This is a genomic window from Bordetella genomosp. 13, assembly GCF_007679965.1.
Classification (GTDB): Bacteria; Pseudomonadota; Gammaproteobacteria; order Burkholderiales; family Burkholderiaceae_B; genus Bordetella.
The window spans coordinates 290355-307850 of the sequence record NZ_VEHL01000001.1 but is presented as its reverse complement, the minus strand read 5'-3'; the positions used below and the strand labels follow the sequence as shown (position 1 = coordinate 307850).

The following is a 17496-nucleotide window of genomic DNA, read 5'->3' as shown; positions in this document are numbered from 1 at the left end:
GCCGCCGGCCAGGGCGGCACCCGGAAGACCGGCCGCGGGCCGAGGGTGCCGCGCCTCGCTCACTCAGCGCCGACGTGATGGGCACGTGCGCGTCAATCAGGAGAAAACACCGTGAAAGCTGGATTCATCGGCCTGGGCCGAATGGGGTTCGCATTGGCTGCGAACCTGCTGCGCAACAACGTGGACGTCGTCGTCTTCGACATCCAGCCCGACCCCGTCAAGACACTGGTCGGCCAGGGCGCCGTGGCCGGCGCGAACGTCGAGGAGGTGGTCAAGGACGCGGACGTCGTCTTCACCATGCTGCCGGGACCGCAGCAATCGCGCGACGTCGTGCTCGGCGCGGATGGCGTGCTGGCCCACATGCGCGAGGGCAAGCTGTTCATCGAGCTCAGCACGATCGACACCGACACGGTGGACGCCATCGGCCGCGCCGCGCAGCAGAAAGGCATCCGCTTCGCGGACGCGCCGGTCGGCCGGCTCGCGACCAGCGCCGACCGTGGCGAGTCGCTGTTCATGCTCGGCGCCAGGGATGCCGACTTCGAGGAATGCCAGTCCATCCTGCTGCGGATGGGAAGCACCGTCCTGCATTGCGGCGACCCGGGCTCGGGCACCCGGATGAAGCTGATCAACAACCTCATGGTGCTGTGCTACTGCCAGCTCAACTCGGAGGCGCTGGTCCTGGCGAGCTCGCTGGGCATGGACATCCGCAAGACCTTCGATGTCCTGACCGGCACGACGGCGTCCAACGGCCAGCTCAAGGAGAAGTGGCCGATCAAGGTGCTGAAGGGCGACCTCGCGCCCGGTTTCGACATCGCCCTCGGATTCAAGGACCTGACGCTGGCTTGCCAGGCCGCGCAGACCAGCGGTGTCTCGCTGCCCGTCGGCAACCTGGTCCGCGGCATGTTCCAGCTGGCGCGCAACGCCGGCTACGACGGGAAGGACACGTCTTCGATGACGGAGTTCTGGGCGAACGCGAATGGCGTCGCCGCCCCCCGGTGCTGAAGGGCCGTCGACATTCGATCCATAGAAAAGGCTGACCATGAACTACTCGCAATTCATCGCCGGCGAGTTCCGGCAAGGCGCATCCAGTAACGCGTTCCAGGTCGTCAATCCCGCGAACGGAGAGACGCTGGGCAGCTATGCCCTGGCAACCGCCGCGGACGTCGAACAGGCCGTCTCCGCCGCCGCGGATGCCTTTCCCCGGTGGCGCGACACGGCCCCGCTGGAACGCTCTGCCCTGCTGCGCCGCGTCGCGGCATTGATGCAGGATCGGTCCGAAGCGTTCGCACGGCAGATCTCCCTGGAACTGGGCAAGCCGCTCGGGGAAGCGCGCAAGGAAGTCGTCACTGCGTGGGAGATGTTCGAGTGGTCCGCGGAGGAATCGCGCAGGCTGTATGGACGCATCATTCCCTCTCGCACCGCCGGCACCACCCAGACCATGCTGCTGGAACCCATCGGCCCGGTCGCCGCGTTCGCGGGATGGAATGCGCCGGCCATCACGCCGGCACGCAAGATCAGCGGCGCGCTGGCGGCCGGATGCACGGTGGTGCTGAAGCCGTCCGAGGAAACCGCCGGCGTGGCATTGCTGATGGCCCAGGCCATCAAGGATGCCGGCATTCCCGACGGCGTCGTCAACATGGTGTTCGGCGACCCGGTGGAGATCGCCGACCTGCTGTGCGCCTCGCCCGGCATCGCCATGCTGACGTTCACCGGCGCGACGGCCGTGGGCAAGGAGCTGGGCGCCAAGGCGGCCAGGACGCTCAAGCGGGCCACGCTGGAACTGGGCGGCCACGCGCCGGTCATCGTCTGCGCGGACGTCGACGTCGACCGCGTCGTCAAGGCCGCGGTGGCCACGAAGTACAGGAACGCCGGACAGTTCTGCGTGTGTCCCACGCGCTTCCTGGTGGACGAGGCGATCCACGCCGAGTTCTCCGAGAAGTTCGTGCGCGCGGCCAGCGCATTGAAGGTCGGGGATCCTTTCGACCCGGCCACCCAGATGGGCCCGTTGAAGAACCAGCGCCGGCGCGATGCCGTCGAGCGGCTCGTCGACGATGCACGCAGCCGCGGCTTCGAGATCGCTACCGGCGGACAGCGGATCGGCGCCGCGGGCTTCTATTTCCAGCCGACCGTGATCCAGCGCCCTGGCATCGACAGCGACGCCGCGAATATCGAACCGTTCGGGCCCATCGCCTTGCTGAACGCGTTCAAGACGCTGGACGAGGCCATCGAGGAAGCCAACCGCCTTCCCTTCGGCCTGGCCGCCTATGCGTTCACGAACCACCTGGGCACGGCGGACCGCTTCGCCCATGAGATAGAGAGCGGCGCGGTGTGCATCAACGAATGGCAGGCGTCGCTGCCGGAAACGCCGTTCGGCGGCTACAAGGACAGCGGGCTCGGATCGGAAGGCGGCATCGAGGGGCTGCGCGAGTTCATGCGCGTGAAATGCGTGCGCCTGGGCGCGGCCACCTGACATCCACGAGGGCCCCGCGCGGGCCCGATTCCAAGAAGCAGGGAGACAGATCACCATGAGCGCGACACACGATGCCATCGCGGCCCCGGGCGCCGTCCCATCCGGCAAAGCCGTCCGCAAGGTCGTATGGGCCGGCGCCATCGGCACGCTGATCGAGTATTACGACTACACCGTCTATGCGTTTCTCGCCACGACGCTCGCGGTGCTCTTCTTCCCCGACATGGGAGAGCTGGCGCTGCTCTACACGTTCGCCGTGTTCGGCGTGGCCTTCGTCGTCCGACCCCTGGGCGGCATCGTGCTGGGCGCCCTGGCCGACCGCTACGGCCGCAAGCCGGCCTTGCTGGTGTCGGTCGTGATGATGGTGGCCGCGACCGCGCTCATCGGCCTGCTTCCCGGCTATGCCACGGTGGGCGTCCTCGCGCCCGTCCTGCTCTGCCTGCTGCGCTGCGTGCAGGGCTTCGCCGCGGGCGGCGAGATGGGCGGCGCGGTGGCGTACGTCGCGGAAGTGGCGCCGGCGCCGCGGCGGGCGGCGCTGACCAGCGCGACGCAGATCGGCTGCCTGGCCGGCACCATGGGCGGCGCGATCGCCGTGGCGTTCCTCAATGCCTCGCTGAGCCCCGAGGACGTGCTGTCCTGGGGCTGGCGCATCCCGTTCCTGATCTCGGCCCCCATGGGCGTGATCGCGCTGCTGGTGCGCCACAGGATGGAAGAGACGCCCGACTTCATCCGCATGGAAAACCAGAGCCGGTACGAGAAAGTGCCGACGCTGGCGCTGCTGCGCGATTATCCCAAGGGCGTGCTGGCCATCGCCTGCATCGGCTGCTGCGCGATGGCGGGCTACTACATCCCGTTCACCTATTTCGTCACCTACTTCCAGAAGCAGCAGATCATGTCCGCGCAGATGGCGGGCTGGTCCGCGACCCTGTCGATGGCCGTGGCGGCGGCCGCCATCTATCCGTTCGGCGTGCTGTCGGATCGCATCGGACGCAAGCCGGTGCTCATCGGCGCGAACCTCTGCTTCATCGTATTCAGCTATCCGCTGTTCATGGCGATGCAGACCTCGCTGGCCTGGGCGGTCTGCGCGCAGATTCTGCTGGGGCTGTTCGAGGCCGCCTACCTGTCGACCAACTACACGCTCTACAGCGAGCTGCTGCCGACGAAGGTGCGGACCAGCGGGATCAATCTGGGCATCAGCGCCGCGGCCATCGCCGCGGGCGGGTCGGCGCCCTACCTGGCCACCTGGCTGATCGCCAGCACGGGCTCGGCGACGTCGCCGGCCTGGATCCTGATCGGCGCCGCGCTCATCTCCTGCGCCGTGGTGCTGGGCGTCAAAGAGACCGCGGGCAAGGCCCTGCGCACCGAGTGAACCCGAAACACGGGCGAGCCCCGGGGGGCGCCCGTATCCTGACCGAGCGAGCGAATCCATGACCCTGACCGCGGAAATGCCTGACGCGAACGACCCTCCCGTGCTGCATCCCCCTCGCCTGGATCCGCGATGGTATGCGGCGCCGCCCGAGCGGGCCATCGAGCCCGGACGCCGCATCATCGATGCGCACTTCCATTTCTCGGACCACTGGGCCGGCTACGGCCTGGACGACCAACTGCGGGATGCCGCGACGGGCCATCGCATCGACGCCACGGTGTTCATGCAGGTGGGCTGGAAGTATCGGACCGATGGGCCGGAGCACCTGCGCCCGGTGGGCGAGACCGAGGCCGTCGTGTCCCTGGCCGAGCAGGCCGCCTCGCGCGAGGCGGGCACCCGGGTGGCGGCCGGCATCGTGGGGTATGCCGACCTGCGCCTGGGCGATGCGGCCGCGGAAGTGCTCGAGGCCCACGTCGAGGCAGGCAAGGGACGCTTCCGGGGCGTGCGCTGTTCCGCCGCGCGCCACGAGTCCTTCAGGTTCGGCGTGCTGCCGCGCCCTCCCGTGGGCCTGTATTCGGAGCCGGCGTTCCGTGCCGGCCTGCGGCGGCTGGCCGCCATGGACCTCGTCTTCGACGCGTGGATCTATCATCCCCAGCTTCAGGAAGTCATCGACCTGGCGCGCGCGGTGCCCGAGGCCACGATCGTCCTGGACCACGTCGGCGGCATACTGGGCGCCGGCGCCTACGCGGGACGCCGCGACGAGGCCTTCGCCGAATGGCTGGCATCCATCAGGACGCTGGCGTCGTGCCCCAACGTCGTCGTGAAGATCGGCGGCTATGGCATCGCGACGTTCGGCTTCCAGTCGGAACGGCTGCCCGAGCCGCCTTCGTCCGCCGTGCTCGCCGAGCATTGGCGTCCGTCCGCCGAGGTGGTCATCGAGGCCTTCGGCGCGAACCGGTGCATGTTCGAGAGCAACTTCCCCGTCGACCGCTCGTCCGGCAATTACTCGACCGTCTGGAATGCCTTCAAGCGGATCGCGGCGCACGCCACGGAAGGCGAGAAGGATGATCTCTTCGCGGGCACGGCCGCCCGGGTGTACCGCATCGTCGATCGCTGACCGATGCCCTGTCCGCCCCCAGCTCGGCCAGCCGCTAATCCGCGTTGCGCGCCCACGGCTCCTTCGTGAACCGGTCGACCAGGTATTCGATGAATGCCTGGACGCGCGCGGGCCGGTTGCGCCCTGGCGGCGTCAGGACGTGCAATGCGATGGGCTCCGCCACCCAGTCGGACATGACGGTTTCCAATGCCCCCGATTGCAAATCCGGCCAGGTCATGAACTCGGGCTGAAGCGCCACGCCGAGGCCGGCCAGCAGCGCCGGGATCAACGCCTCCGCATTGTTGACGTTCAGGTTGGTCGGCATGGCCTGCGTGTACTCGCCATGCCGCGCATGGTGAAAGCGCCAGCTCGCGCCGCTGCGCGAATACGCATATTGCAGCGCCCTGTGATCGGCCAGTTCGCTGGGATGCCGGGGCCTGCCGTGGCGCTCGAAATAGGCCGGCGAACCCACCAGCAGGAGGCGAACGCTGCAAAGGCGGCGCGCCAGGAGGCTGGAATCGACGAGGCGTGCGATGCGCAGTGCCACGTCGAAGCGCTCGGACACCACGTCGACCTGCTTGTCGTCGAACTGCACGTCCAGCCTGACGTCCGGGTGCTGCAGCATGAAGTCCGGCAGCATCGGGGCCAGATGGGCGATACCGAAGGACATCGGCGCCGTCACCCGGATCAGGCCGTGCAGGCCGTTGGACTGCTCCATGACGTCGGCCTCGACCGCTTCGCCTTCCTCGAGGATGCGGGAAGCGCGTTCCAGGGCGGCATAGCCGCTTTCCGTCAGGGTCATGTTGCGCGACGTGCGATGGAACAGCGTGGTCTTCATGCGCGTCTCCAGCCGCGTGATGGCCTTGGAGACGGTTGCCTGCGACAACGAGAGTTCGGCGGCGGCGCGCGCGAAGGATCCGCTATCCGCGACGGTGGCGAATATCGCCCAGGCTTCGAGGTCCGGCAATTTTCTCATCGCGGTCGGCGGGAGGGTCGTGTTCGATCGAAGACGAATCTTACCTTCCAAAGGGCGCCCGGGAACGTGGCAGAAATGGAAAGGCTGCAATTCGATTTGCCCGCTTCCGGGCGGCAGGCGCAGTCCCTAGAATTTGCGTCGTCGCCGACCCCTCATTCGCGCCACCCCACAAGGAACCGTCCAATGTCCAACGACTATCTCGAACTGCTGACGCCTCAGAACTGCCAGCTCATCTTCATCGACCAGCAGCCGCAGATGGCCTTCGGCGTGCAGTCGATCGACCGCCAGGCCCTGAAGAACAACGTCGTGGCGCTGGCCAAGGGCGCGAAAGTCTTCGACATCCCGACGACCATCACCACGGTCGAGACCGAAGGCTTCTCCGGCCACACCTACCCGGAACTGCTGTCGGTATTCCCCGAGAACAGGATTCTCGAGCGCACCTCGATGAACTCCTGGGACGACCAGAACGTGCGTGACGCGCTGGCGGCCAACGGCCGCAAGAAAGTCGTGGTTTCGGGCCTGTGGACGGAAGTCTGCAATACGACCTTCGCCCTGGAAGCGATCCGCGACGGCGGCTATCAGATCTACATGGTGGTGGACGCCTCCGGCGGCACGTCGGTCGATGCCCACAAGTACGCCATCGACCGCATGGTGCAGGCCGGCGTCGTGCCGGTGACCTGGCAGCAGGTCGTGCTGGAATGGCAGCGCGACTGGGCCCGCAAGGAGACCTACGCGGACGTGATGGCGCTGGTCCGGGAGCACTCCGGCGCCTACGGCATGGGCGTGGACTACGCTTACACCATGGTGCACAAGGCAGCCGAGCGCGTGCAGCACGGCCAGCGCATCGGGCCGAACCCGGCAAAATAGGCGCGTCTCGTGGCGATGGCCCCGCGGGGCCGCCATTCCCTGGGCCCCGTCGCCTCGCGAAGCGCCCCGCCCGCCTTGCCGCATTCCGTCCTCCGTCGAGGTAGATATGAAGCTCTATGTCCTGTCCCTGGGTGCCGGCCTGCTCGTGGGCATCGTCTATAGCCTGTTGAGCGTCCGCTCGCCCGCGCCGCCGCTGGTTGCGCTGGTCGGGCTGCTGGGCATCCTGGTCGGCGAGCAGATCATTCCGGTCGGCAGGCAGTTGCTCGACGGCACCGCCTTCAGCACCGCCTGCAGCCGGACCCAGGCCACGCATCACGTGCTGGGCCAGCTGCCCGGACGGCATGCTGCCGGCAAGGCCTCCGGAGCCGAATCATGACGTCCCGGCGAAGCGTGCTCGGCGCCGCGACGACGCTGGCATCCGCCCTGGCGCTGGACGGCGTCCTGGGCCGCGGCGCGGCGGCCGAAGTATCCAGAACAGGAGAGTCCTCCATGTCCGATGCGGTTCCCGACATCATCTTCCACAATGGCCGCATCACGACGCTCGATCGCGGCAAACCGCTGGCCAGCGCCGTGGCCATCAGGAACGGGCGGTTCCTGGCTGTCGGCGACGACCCGGAGATCCTGGCCCTGGCCGGCCCGGGCACCCGGCGGGTCGATCTCAAGCGCCGCGGCGTGCTTCCCGGCCTGTTCGACAACCACACCCACGTGGTGCGCGGCGGCCTGAACTACAACCTCGAACTGCGCTGGGACGGCGTGCGGTCGCTGGCCGATGCGCTGGACATGCTCAAGCGCCAGGTCGCCGTCACGCCGGCGCCGCAATGGGTCCGCGTGGTCGGCGGCTTCACCGAGCACCAGTTCGCGCAGAAGCGGCTGCCCACCCTCGACGAGATCAACGCGATCGCGCCCGATACGCCCGTCTTCCTGCTGCACCTGTACGACCGCGCGCTGCTCAACGGCGCCGCCCTGCGCGCCGTAGGCTACACGCGGGACACCGCGGCGCCCCCCGGCGGCGAGATCGTCCGCGACGGCAAGGGCAACCCCAGGGGCCTGCTGCTGGCCAAGCCCAACGCCACCATTCTCTACGCCACCCTGGCCAAGGGACCGAAGCTGCCCATCGAATACCAGGTCAACTCCACGCGCCATTTCATGCGCGAGCTGAACCGGCTGGGCGTGACCGGCGTGATCGATGCGGGCGGCGGCTTCCAGAACTATCCCGAGGACTACGAGGTCATCCAGAAGCTGGCCGACGCAGGGCAGATCACGGTTCGCCTGGCCTACAACCTGTTCACGCAGAAACCCAAGGAAGAAAAGCAGGACTTCCTGAACTGGACCCGCTCGGTCACCTACAAGCAGGGCGACGACTACTTCCGCCACAACGGCGCCGGAGAGATGCTGGTGTACTCGGCCGCGGATTTCGAGGACTTCCGCGTCGAGCGCCCGGAGATGCCGCCGGAGATGGAAGGCGAGCTGGAGGAAGTGGTGCGCATCCTGGCGCAGAACCGGTGGCCGTGGCGCCTGCACGCCACGTACGACGAGACGATCTCGCGCGCGCTGGACGTGTTCGAGAAGGTCGCCCGGGACATCCCCCTGCAGGGCATCAACTGGTTCTTCGATCACGCCGAGACGATTTCCGACAAGTCCATCGACCGCATCGCCGCGCTGGGCGGCGGCATCGCGGTGCAGCACCGCATGGCCTACCAGGGCGAGTATTTCGTCGAACGCTACGGCGCCCGGGCCGCCGAAGCCACGCCGCCCGTCAAGCGCATCCTGGAGAAGGGCGTGAAGGTCTCGGCGGGCACGGACGCCACGCGCGTGGCCTCGTATAACCCGTGGGTATCGCTGTCGTGGATGATCACCGGCAAGACGGTGGGTGGCATGCGGATGTATCCGCAGGCGAACCTGCTGGATCGCGAAACGGCGTTGCGCATGTGGACCGAGAACGTGGCCTGGTTCTCCAACGAGGAAGGCCGGCGTGGCCGCATCGCGGCGGGCCAGCTGGCGGACCTGATCGTGCCGAGCAAGGACTTCTTCGGCGTGCCCGAGGACGAGATCTCTTTCCTGACCTCGCACCTGACGGTGGTCGGCGGCAAGATCGTCTACGGCGACGGCGAGTTCGCCGCGCTGGACGACAATCCGCTGCCGCCGGCCATGCCGGACTGGTCGCCCACGCGCACGTTCAAGGGCTACGGCGCCTGGGGCGAGCCCGAAGGCGCGGGCAGGAACTCGCTGGCGCCGCGCTATCACGGCATGGCCGCCTGCGGCTGCGCCCAGGCCTGCGGCCTGCACGGCCATCAGCACGCACGGGCATGGGCATCGAACGCGCCGGCATCGGATCTGAAAGGCTTCTTCGGCGCCCTCGGCTGCTCCTGCTGGGCCGTATGAAGGACACCCGGTCCATGACGACGCCCGAGTCCTCGCCAAGCAGCCCTCCCTCTGCGCCGGGCAGCTTCGCGCCCCTGCGGCAGTCCCTGTTCGCCGTGCTGTGGATCGCCACGGTGATCGGCAACACCGGCAGCTTCATCCGTGACGTCGCCAGCGCATGGCTGATGACCGACCTGTCCACCTCGCCGGCGGCGGTGGCGATGGTGCAGGCGGCCGCCACCCTGCCGGTGTTCCTGCTGGCCATTCCCGCCGGCGTGCTGGCCGACATCCTCGACCGCCGCAAGTTCCTGATCGGCATCCAGCTGCTGATGGCCAGCGTCAGCGTGGGCCTGCTGCTGCTGTCGGCCACCGGCCTGCAATCGGTGGCGTCGCTGGTGGCGCTGACCTTCCTGGGCGGCGTGGGCGCGGCGCTGATGGGACCGACCTGGCAAGCCATCGTGCCCGAACTGGTCCAGAAGAAGGATCTCAAGAGCGCGGTGGCGCTGAACTCGCTGGGCATCAACATCGCGCGCGCCGTCGGTCCGGCGCTGGGCGGCCTGATCCTGGCCGGCCTGGGCGCCGCGGTCACCTATGGCGTGGACGTCATCAGCTACGTCTTCGTCATCGCGGCACTGCTGTGGTGGCCCCGCCCGAAAGCGAGGCAGGACGTGCTGTCCGAGCGTTTCGCGGGCGCTTTCCGCGCGGGGCTGCGCTACGCACGCGCCAGCCGCGACCTGCACGTGGTGCTGCTGCGCGCCTTCCTGTTCTTCGCGCTGGCCAGCTCGGTGTGGGCACTGTTGCCCCTGGTGGCCCGCCAGCTGCTGGGCGGCGGCGCCGGTTTCTACGGCACCCTGCTGGGCGCCGTCGGCCTGGGCGCGATCGGCGGCGCGGTCGTCATGCCGCGTCTGCGTGCCCGCCTGGACGCCGATGGCCTGCTGCTGCTCGCGGCGTTGGTGACGGCAGCGGTGATGGCCTTCCTGTCCTTCGGCCCGCCGCGATGGGCGGCGGTATCCGCGCTGCTGCTGCTGGGCATGGCATGGGTCACCGCGCTTACCACGCTGAACGGCGTGGCCCAGGCCATCCTGCCCAACTGGGTGCGCGGGCGCTCGCTGGCGGTGTACCTGACGGTGTTCAACGGCGCGATGACCGCGGGCAGCCTCGGCTGGGGCGCGGTCGCGCAATGGACGTCGGTGCCCGTCGCGCTGCTGGCCGGGGCGGCGGGCCTGGTGCTGGTCGGCCTGGCCGCGCATCGGATCAAACTGCCCGCGGGCGAGGCCGACCTGGTGCCCTCGAACCATTGGCCGGAGCCGCTGACGTCCCTGCCGGTCGAGAACGACCGCGGGCCGGTACTGATCCAGATCGAATACCGGATCGCGCAGCAAGACCGCGCCGCGTTCCTCAAGGCCCTGGCCCGCCTGTCGGCCGAGCGGCGGCGCGATGGCGCCTATGCCTGGGGCGTCTGCGAAGACACCTCCGATCCCACCCTGCTGCTCGAGTGGTTCCACGTCGAATCCTCGGCCGAACACCTGCGCCAGCACCAGCGCGTGTCCAGGGCGGACGCCGACGTCCAGGAAGGCGTACTGCGCTTTCATCGCGGGGATGAACCTCCCGTCGTGCGCCATTTCCTGGCATTCAACCATCCCCGGGAAGGCCGCGCGTAGGGGCCGCGGATGCGGTCTAGCGCACGCGCGGCCCGGCCGGCCGCTGCGCGCGGCTGAGCGTCTGCGCGGTCTCCATGGCCAGCGGCGCGCAGCGCTGCGCGAAGGCGTCCGGCGTCCAGTCGCTGGTGGAGGCCGCGATGTGCACGGCCGCGATGGGACGGCCCGTGGCGTCGGTCACGGCCGCGCCCACGGTGATCTCGCCCAGGGTGGTCTCTTCCACGGCCATGCCGTAGCCGCGTTCGGCGGCCTTGCGCACTTCGCGCATGATGAGCGTGGGGTCGACCAGCGTGCGGGGCGTGCGCGCCTGCAGGTCCGAGCGCGCGATGACCGCCCGGGCCTCCTGCTCGGGTAGCTGCGCCAGCACCGCGCGGCCTCCGGCCGTGCAGAAGACGGGAATGCGCCGGCCCACCAGCGAGCCGTCGAAGTACTCGCGGCGGCTTTGCTGGCGGATCACGTAGATGAGCGTGGTGTCGTCATACAGCGAAAGGTTGGCGCGCTCGCCGCATTTGTTGCGCAGGTCCACCAGCGCCGGCGTGGCCAGTTCGACCATCCGGCTGGCGCGCAGATAGGAAAAGCCCAGGTCCAGCACCGGTTTGCCGAGCCGGAAGCGGCGGGTGCGCTCGTCTTTTTCCAGATAGCCCAGCCGCCACAGCGTGTGGGCGAAGCGCTGCGAGGCGCTCTTGTCCAGGCCGGTCAGGTCGCTGATCTCGGACAGGCTGAGGTCGGACAGCGTGTGGCTGAAGGCCTCCAGGACGCTGAACGCCTTGGCTACGGAAGCGACGTACAGGGGATCGGGCCGTTCGGACATGGATTCACCGGATTTACCAAAAGGACCAAAGCAAATATAATTTTTGGTATTGTAATGCAATATGGAAAACTGGAATACAGTTTCCCGTCAACCACCGATAACGCAGGGGAATTGCATGAACGCCAACACCAGCAGCGTCGGACATCCCTCGTCCCCGTCAATGGCAGGCATGGCGGGCGAGCCCGCCGACGCGGAACGCTGGCGCGCCGTCAGCGCCGCCGTGGTGGGCAATATCCTCGAGTGGTACGACTTCGCCGTCTACGGCTACGTGGCCACCATCATCGCGCGCAACTTCTTTCCCAGCGGCGACGACGTCGGCGCCCTGCTGGCCACCTTCGCCACGTTCGGCCTGGGTTTCGTGGCGCGCCCGCTGGGCGGCATCCTGATCGGCCGCATGGGCGACACGCGCGGCCGCAAGACGGCCCTGCTGCTGACCATCTTCATGATGGCCATCGGCACGGTGGGCATCGGCGTCATTCCCGGCTATGCCTCGATCGGCATCCTGGCGCCCCTGCTGCTGGTGATCTGCCGGCTGATGCAGGGCTTCGCCGCCGGCGGCGAATGGGGCGGGGCCACCGCCTTCATCGTCGAATGGGCGCCGCGCGGCAAGCGCGGCTTCTTCGGCAGCTTCCAGCAGGCCAGCGTGGCCGGCGGCCTGCTGCTGGGTTCCGCCGTGGCGGCCCTGTGCAATTCGCTGCTGTCGAGCGGCCAGATGGAGGCCTGGGGCTGGCGCGTGCCGTTCCTGCTGGGCGCGGTGCTGCTGCCCGTGGGCGTCTACCTGCGCAGCCGCATCGACGAAACGCCCGCCTACCGCGCCGCCGAGCAGGCCGGGGCCGAGGCCGAGGCCGCGGCGGACGAGCCGCCAGGCTGGGTGCTGGCGGCCAAGGCCTTCGGCTTCACGATCCTGTGGACGGTGTCGTACTACGTCATCCTGTACTACATGCCCACCTTCACCGAGAAGCACGTGGGCCTGAGCCGCACGCAATCCCTGTGGTCCAACACCATCGGGCTGGTGCTGCTGGTGGTGGCCATTCCGCTGCTGGGCAAGGTGTCCGACCGCATCGGCCGCAAGCCGCTGCTGATCGGCTGCTGCCTGGCCTTCGCGCTGTTCACCTATCCCCTGTTCCGCGCCATGCTGTCGATGAAGACGCTGGCGGTGGTGGTGGTCGTGCAGCTGATGTTCGGCCTGATGATCGCGATGTTCTCGGGTCCGGGCCCCGCGGCCATCGCCGAAATTTTCCCCACCCGCAGCCGTTCCACCTGGATGTCCACCGGCTACAGCCTGGCCACCAGCATCTTCGGCGGCTTCGCGCCCTTCATCGCCACCTGGCTAATCAGCGCCACGGGATCGCCGATCTCGCCTACCTACTACCTGATCCTGGCGGCCATCGTCTCCGCCATCGTCATCGCCACCCTGCGCGAGACCGCGCACGACACGCTGCGCTGACGCGGCGCGACGCAACAAGGAGCAGCCATGCTGGATTTCTCGGGCAAGACGGTCGCGGTCAGCGGCGCGGCCATCGGCTTCGGCAAGACCATCGCCGCGCGCTTCGCGGCGCTGGGTGCGTCGGTGTATGGCTGCGACATCCTGGCGGCCGACAAGGACGCGGACCCGCGCGTCGTGCTGGACACGGTCGACCTGATGGATCGCCGCGCCGCGGCGCAATGGGTGGCCGAGGTCGAACGCTGCGGCGGCGGCGCCATCGACGTGCTGGTGTGCAATGCCGGCGGCGTGGCGGGGCAATCGCCGGCGCCGCTGGAAGAGGTGTCCGACGACGACTGGGACCGCGTGGTCGCCATCAACCTGGGCGCGGCCTTCGCGCTGTGCCGCGCGGCGGCGCCCGGCATGAAGCGCCAGGGCGGCGGCGCCATCGTCACCATCACCTCGGGGGCGGCGCTGCAGCCCTCGCTGACCGGCATCCAGGCCTATTGCGCGGCCAAGCACGCCATGCTGGGGCTGACGCGCCAGTTGGCCCACGAACTGGGGCCGCACGGCATCCGGGTCAACAGCGTGGCGCCGGGCTTCGTGCAGACCAACGCCGCCACGCGGCGCCAATGGGAGTCGTACAGCGCGGCGCGCCAGCAGGAAATCGTCCAGGGCGTGGCCATGCGCCGCCTGGGCACGGCCGACGAGATCGCCAAGGCGGTGCTGTTCTTCGCTTCGGATCTCGCCAGTTTCGTCAATGGGCAGGTGCTGGCCGTCGATGGCGGCAAGTAGGCCCGCGTACAGAGGAAGCACGTCATGAATACCGAAGCGGGCAAGCCGCAAGAGCCGTGGCAATGGGATGAGGCGCACTGGCGCAGGCTGGTCGGGCAGGTGCGCGCGGGACGGCGGCTGGCGCCGCGATCGTGGCCGGGCGGCGCGCGCTGCGCCGTGGCCCTGTCCTTCGACTCCGACCACGAGACCAACGAGCTGCGGGACGGCGGCAAGTCCATCGGCCGCATGGCCTGGGGGCAGTACGGCAGCCGCGTCGGCGTGCCCCGCATCCTCGAGGTGCTGGACCGCCATGGCGTCAAGGGCAGCTTCTACGTGCCCGCCGTGGCCGCCATGCTGTATCCCGACGAACAACGCCGCCTGGTGGCCGAGGGCCACGAGATCGGCATCCATGGCTGGATCCACGAACTGAATTCGGTGCTGCCCTACGAGGCCGAACGCGACCTGATGTTCCGCGCCACCGATGCGCTGGAACGCATCACCGGCGTGCGGCCCGTGGGCCTGCGTACGCCGTCCTGGGACCTCAGCCCCAACACCCTGCGCATCGAGCGCGAGCTGGGCCTGCTGTACGACTCATCGCTCATGGCCGACGAGGACTGCTACGAACTGGAGATGGACGGCGAGCCCACCGGCATCGTCGAAGTGCCGGTGGAATGGATCCGCGACGACGCGGTGTATTTCATGATGCACCGCTTCCAGTCGCTGCGGCCGTACACGCCGCCGGCGGACGTGCTGGACATCTTCCTGCGCGAGTTCGACGCGGCCTACGAGGCGGGCGGACTGTTCCAGCTGACCATGCACCCGCACATCATCTCGCCGCGCTCGCGCATCTGGATCCTGGAAGAAGTGATCCGCCATGCGAAGGCCAAGGGCGATGTGTGGTTCGCCACCCATGCCGACGTGGCCGCCTGCGCCAAGGCGCTGATCGCCGGCTGACCGCGCGCCGAGGCCGCCCATGACGCACCCGTACCGCATCCCCCCGTACCGCACCCAGAACTGGCAGGTGCAAAAACCCGCCGCCCACGGCCATGGCGGCCTGGTGGTCTCCCAGAGCCGCGAGGCCGCCGAGGCCGGCGCGGCCATCCTCGAGGCGGGCGGCAACGCGGCCGACGCCGCGGTGGCCGCCTGCTTCGCGCTGGCCGCCACCGAGCCATGGAACAGCGGCCTGGGCGGCGTGGGCTTCGCGCTGGTGCTGCCGGCCGACCAGGCGCGCGCCCAGGTGGTCGACTTCGGACCGGTCGCGCCACGCCGCGCCGATCCCGCCGACTATCCGCTGACGGGCGCCATGAAGCAGGAACTGTTCACCTGGCCCGAGGTGGTCGACGACCGCAACATCCACGGTCCGCTGTCGTTCTGCACGCCGTCCTCGGTGGCGGGCTATGCGCGGCTGCGCGAGACCTTCGGCAGCGGCATGCCGCTGGCGGACCTGATGGCGCCCGCCATCGCGCTGGCGCGCCGCGGCCTGGCGCAGGACTGGTACACCACCCTGAAGGTCGCCTCGTCGGCGGCGGTGCTGCGCCGCTACGACGAAAGCGCGCGCATCTACCTGCCCGACGGATTGCCGCCGGTACCGCCCTACCAGGGCGTGCCCGGCTTCCTGCCGCTGGGCCGGCTGGCCGATACCCTGGAGCACCTGTCGCGCGCCGGCCTGCAGGACTTCTATACCGGCGAGATCGCCGCGCGCCTGGTGGCCGACGTCGCGCGGCTGGGCGGCGTGCTGGACGCGCAAGACCTGGCGCATTGCCGCGCCGAGGTGCGCGACGCGCCCTGCATCGATTGGCGCGGCACGCATCGCATCCACACCGCCGGCGGCCTGACGGCCGCGCCCACGCTCGAGCAAGTGGTGCGCGGCATGGACGGACAGAGCACACCCGCGTCCGGGCCCGGGGCCGACTGGTTCGTGCACCTGTCGCGAGTGATGCGCGAGGCCTACGCCAACCGGCTCGAAGGGCTGGGCGCGTCGTCCGCGCCGGCGCCCGAGCCGGGCGACACCTGCACCACCCATCTCACCGTGGTCGACGCGCAGGGCAACCTGGTGGCGCTGACCAGCACGCTGCTCTCATCCATGGGCAGCCGCGTCGTGCTGCCTGCCACCGGCGTGCTGATGAACAACGGCATGATGTGGTTCGATCCGCGGCCCGGCAGCGCCAACGCCGTGCGGCCGGGCGCGCGCCCGCTGTGCAACATGTGCCCGGTGATCGCCACCCCCGCGGACGGCGGCTGGCCGCGCGTGGCGGCCGGCGCGTCGGGCGGCCGGCGCATCCTCGCCAGTGTCTACCAGACCCTGGCCTGGACGCTGGACTTCGGCATGGATGCCACGCAAGCCGCGCACGCCCCGCGCATCGACGTGTCGGGGCCGGCCTCGGCCAGCGTGGACGACCGGCTGCTGCCGGACGTGGCGCGGGCGCTGCGCGACGCAGGCCCGCTGCAGGCCGCCGAGCACGGCGTGCTGCCGATCAACTATGCGTGCCCGAACCTGATCGTCGCGCAGCGGGACGGCACGGCGCAGGGGTGCAGCGACCTGGCCTCGCCGTGGTCGGCGGCGGTGGCGGCGCGGCCCCGCGCCGCGCGCAAGGACGCCTGACCGCGGTCCGTGGCGCATCCGCCGGGCGGTCGCGACGCTCGAGGCCCGGCAAGCGCGTCGCTCACGTCCCGGGCGGCCTGGTCGAGCCCGACCGCACCTTCGACACCGCGCGTATCGTCGCCCATGCCATCCAGCGCGGGCTGGTCCAGCGCGCCGCGGGCAGGCGGCGCATCACTTCGACCGCGATGCCGCCGCGCCGGTACCAATCCTTCTTGCGCGACTGGCTGTCGGTCCAGCGGCCCACCAGCCATGGCGCCTCGCGCCGTCCCGGCCTGTACACCGGCGGCGTGTTGAAGATCATGATGTAGGCCAGCCGCGGCGCGGGCGAGATGTTGGGCGCCGTGTAGTGCAGCGTGCGCGCGTCGTGCACCGTGCAGTCGCCGGCCTGCAATGGCACGGGCACCGCCAGGCCCGGATCGAACTCCCCGCAGCACTGCAGGGGATGCAGCGATTTGTCGCCGCCCGGCGAGCAATGCTCCAGCACTTCGTAATGATTGGACCCCGGGATGAACTGCATGCATCCGGTTTCCTCGGTCACGGGTTGCAACGCCAGCCAGATGCTCAGTTCGCGGTATTCGAAGTCGGGCGAGCGGAACGCCTCGTCCTGATGCCACGGCGTCTCCGGGCCGGTCAGGGCAGGCTTGAGCAGCACGTGCTCGCCATACAGCGCCGCGTCCGGGCCCAGCAGCTGGCGCGCCAACTGTTGGGCCCGCTGGAAGTAAACGGTCTTCATCAGCTCGGGCGCGTAGTGCCGCGGATCGTGCAGGCTGGGAAACTTCGCCGGCGCGGACGGATCGTCGCGGCTGACGAAGTCGTACTGGGCCCCCTCCTCGTATCCCGTCCGTTCCTCGAACAGCTTCAGCAAGGTGGCGCGGATCTGCGCCACCTCCTGGCGAGGACATATCTCCTTGACGGGCAGATACCCCCGCCGGCGGTACAAGGCCGCGTCCTCGTCGGACACCACCGCAGTGTCTTCGACCATTTCGTGTTCCAGGGGCATCGCCGGTCTCCTCGAAAGTACGTCGTGCATAGGCACATCACCGATCGATGCCAACGTATCTCCATAGGCACTGCATCCGCCATCGAGCTTGCGTC

Annotated in this window: 15 protein-coding genes; 12 read left to right on the top strand and 3 right to left on the bottom strand. The window is 69.1% G+C overall.

Going from position 1 to position 17496, the window contains the following annotated elements; translation table 11 throughout:
• The first annotated feature begins 111 nt into the window (after positions 1-111).
• The 4 genes from FS845_RS01400 to FS845_RS01385 all read left to right on the top strand — a co-directional run bounded on the left by FS845_RS01400 (position 112) and on the right by FS845_RS01385 (position 4950).
• On the top strand, positions 112-1002 hold the full coding sequence (locus FS845_RS01400) for an NAD(P)-dependent oxidoreductase (protein WP_144630208.1): 891 nt from the start codon (positions 112-114) through the stop codon (positions 1000-1002).
• 37 nt (positions 1003-1039) lie between these two features.
• A complete protein-coding gene (locus FS845_RS01395) occupies positions 1040-2470 on the top strand; it encodes an NAD-dependent succinate-semialdehyde dehydrogenase (RefSeq protein ID WP_144630206.1) in 1431 nt (476 codons plus the stop codon).
• Between the two features lie 55 nt (positions 2471-2525).
• A complete protein-coding gene (locus tag FS845_RS01390) occupies positions 2526-3836 on the top strand; it encodes an MFS transporter (protein ID WP_144630204.1) in 1311 nt (436 codons plus the stop codon).
• A gap of 100 nt (positions 3837-3936) precedes the next feature.
• A complete protein-coding gene (locus FS845_RS01385) occupies positions 3937-4950 on the top strand; it encodes an amidohydrolase family protein (RefSeq protein WP_260986097.1) in 1014 nt (337 codons plus the stop codon).
• A gap of 34 nt (positions 4951-4984) precedes the next feature.
• Here the strand turns inward: FS845_RS01385 and FS845_RS01380 are convergent, their stop codons facing one another.
• On the bottom strand, positions 4985-5905 hold the full coding sequence (locus tag FS845_RS01380) for a LysR family transcriptional regulator (protein ID WP_144631184.1): 921 nt from the start codon (positions 5903-5905) through the stop codon (positions 4985-4987).
• A 183-nt stretch (positions 5906-6088) separates the two neighbouring features.
• Here FS845_RS01380 and FS845_RS01375 point away from each other — a divergent pair, with 183 nt between their 5' ends.
• From FS845_RS01375 to FS845_RS01360, 4 genes are all read left to right on the top strand, one after another.
• Entirely contained in the window at positions 6089-6772 is a 684-nt protein-coding gene (locus FS845_RS01375) for a hydrolase (RefSeq protein WP_144630201.1), read from the top strand.
• Positions 6773-6878: 106 nt separating this feature from the next.
• Positions 6879-7148, top strand: coding sequence for a XapX domain-containing protein (locus FS845_RS01370; protein WP_144630199.1), 270 nt, complete (start codon positions 6879-6881; stop codon positions 7146-7148).
• A gap of 113 nt (positions 7149-7261) precedes the next feature.
• Positions 7262-9154 (top strand): amidohydrolase, encoded by a 1893-nt coding sequence (locus FS845_RS01365; protein WP_222129964.1) that lies wholly within the window; start codon positions 7262-7264, stop codon positions 9152-9154.
• Positions 9155-9168: 14 nt separating this feature from the next.
• Entirely contained in the window at positions 9169-10794 is a 1626-nt protein-coding gene (locus FS845_RS01360) for an MFS transporter (protein WP_144630195.1), read from the top strand.
• A gap of 16 nt (positions 10795-10810) precedes the next feature.
• Here FS845_RS01360 and FS845_RS01355 read toward each other — a convergent pair whose 3' ends face one another.
• The gene (locus tag FS845_RS01355; protein WP_144630193.1) at positions 10811-11602 is read right to left on the bottom strand and encodes an IclR family transcriptional regulator; all 792 of its coding nucleotides are present in this window, start codon (positions 11600-11602) and stop codon (positions 10811-10813) included.
• Positions 11603-11717: 115 nt separating this feature from the next.
• On the opposite strand from FS845_RS01355, the gene FS845_RS01350 reads away from it, so the two are divergent.
• From FS845_RS01350 to FS845_RS01335, 4 genes are read left to right on the top strand one after another with little or no spacing between them, the layout of a single operon-like run.
• Complete coding sequence (locus FS845_RS01350; protein WP_144630191.1) at positions 11718-13049, top strand: MFS transporter; 1332 nt, start codon at positions 11718-11720, stop codon at positions 13047-13049.
• A gap of 27 nt (positions 13050-13076) precedes the next feature.
• On the top strand, positions 13077-13820 hold the full coding sequence (locus tag FS845_RS01345; protein WP_144630188.1) for an SDR family NAD(P)-dependent oxidoreductase: 744 nt from the start codon (positions 13077-13079) through the stop codon (positions 13818-13820).
• Positions 13821-13844: 24 nt separating this feature from the next.
• Positions 13845-14753: a polysaccharide deacetylase family protein gene (locus FS845_RS01340; RefSeq protein WP_144630186.1), complete on the top strand. Its 909-nt coding sequence runs from the start codon at positions 13845-13847 to the stop codon at positions 14751-14753.
• Positions 14754-14772: 19 nt separating this feature from the next.
• The gene (locus FS845_RS01335) at positions 14773-16401 is read left to right on the top strand and encodes a gamma-glutamyltransferase (RefSeq protein WP_144630184.1); all 1629 of its coding nucleotides are present in this window, start codon (positions 14773-14775) and stop codon (positions 16399-16401) included.
• 61 nt (positions 16402-16462) lie between these two features.
• Here FS845_RS01335 and FS845_RS01330 read toward each other — a convergent pair whose 3' ends face one another.
• Positions 16463-17401, bottom strand: coding sequence for a phytanoyl-CoA dioxygenase family protein (locus FS845_RS01330; RefSeq protein WP_260986096.1), 939 nt, complete (start codon positions 17399-17401; stop codon positions 16463-16465).
• Positions 17402-17496 lie beyond the last annotated feature (95 nt).

Excerpts from the sequence above, each read along its gene's own strand:
- FS845_RS01395 (WP_144630206.1), top strand. The coding sequence starts at position 1,040 with ATGAACTACTCGCAATTCATCGCCGGCGAGTTCCGGCAAGGCGCATCC.
- FS845_RS01390 (WP_144630204.1), top strand. The coding sequence starts at position 2,526 with ATGAGCGCGACACACGATGCCATCGCGGCCCCGGGCGCCGTCCCATCC.
- FS845_RS01380 (WP_144631184.1), bottom strand. The coding sequence starts at position 5,905 with ATGAGAAAATTGCCGGACCTCGAAGCCTGGGCGATATTCGCCACCGTC.
- FS845_RS01375 (WP_144630201.1), top strand. The coding sequence starts at position 6,089 with ATGTCCAACGACTATCTCGAACTGCTGACGCCTCAGAACTGCCAGCTC.
- FS845_RS01370 (WP_144630199.1), top strand. The coding sequence starts at position 6,879 with ATGAAGCTCTATGTCCTGTCCCTGGGTGCCGGCCTGCTCGTGGGCATC.
- FS845_RS01365 (WP_222129964.1), top strand. The coding sequence starts at position 7,262 with ATGTCCGATGCGGTTCCCGACATCATCTTCCACAATGGCCGCATCACG.
- FS845_RS01360 (WP_144630195.1), top strand. The coding sequence starts at position 9,169 with ATGACGACGCCCGAGTCCTCGCCAAGCAGCCCTCCCTCTGCGCCGGGC.
- FS845_RS01355 (WP_144630193.1), bottom strand. The coding sequence starts at position 11,602 with ATGTCCGAACGGCCCGATCCCCTGTACGTCGCTTCCGTAGCCAAGGCG.
- FS845_RS01350 (WP_144630191.1), top strand. The coding sequence starts at position 11,718 with ATGAACGCCAACACCAGCAGCGTCGGACATCCCTCGTCCCCGTCAATG.
- FS845_RS01345 (WP_144630188.1), top strand. The coding sequence starts at position 13,077 with ATGCTGGATTTCTCGGGCAAGACGGTCGCGGTCAGCGGCGCGGCCATC.
- FS845_RS01340 (WP_144630186.1), top strand. The coding sequence starts at position 13,845 with ATGAATACCGAAGCGGGCAAGCCGCAAGAGCCGTGGCAATGGGATGAG.
- FS845_RS01335 (WP_144630184.1), top strand. The coding sequence starts at position 14,773 with ATGACGCACCCGTACCGCATCCCCCCGTACCGCACCCAGAACTGGCAG.
- FS845_RS01330 (WP_260986096.1), bottom strand. The coding sequence starts at position 17,401 with ATGCCCCTGGAACACGAAATGGTCGAAGACACTGCGGTGGTGTCCGAC.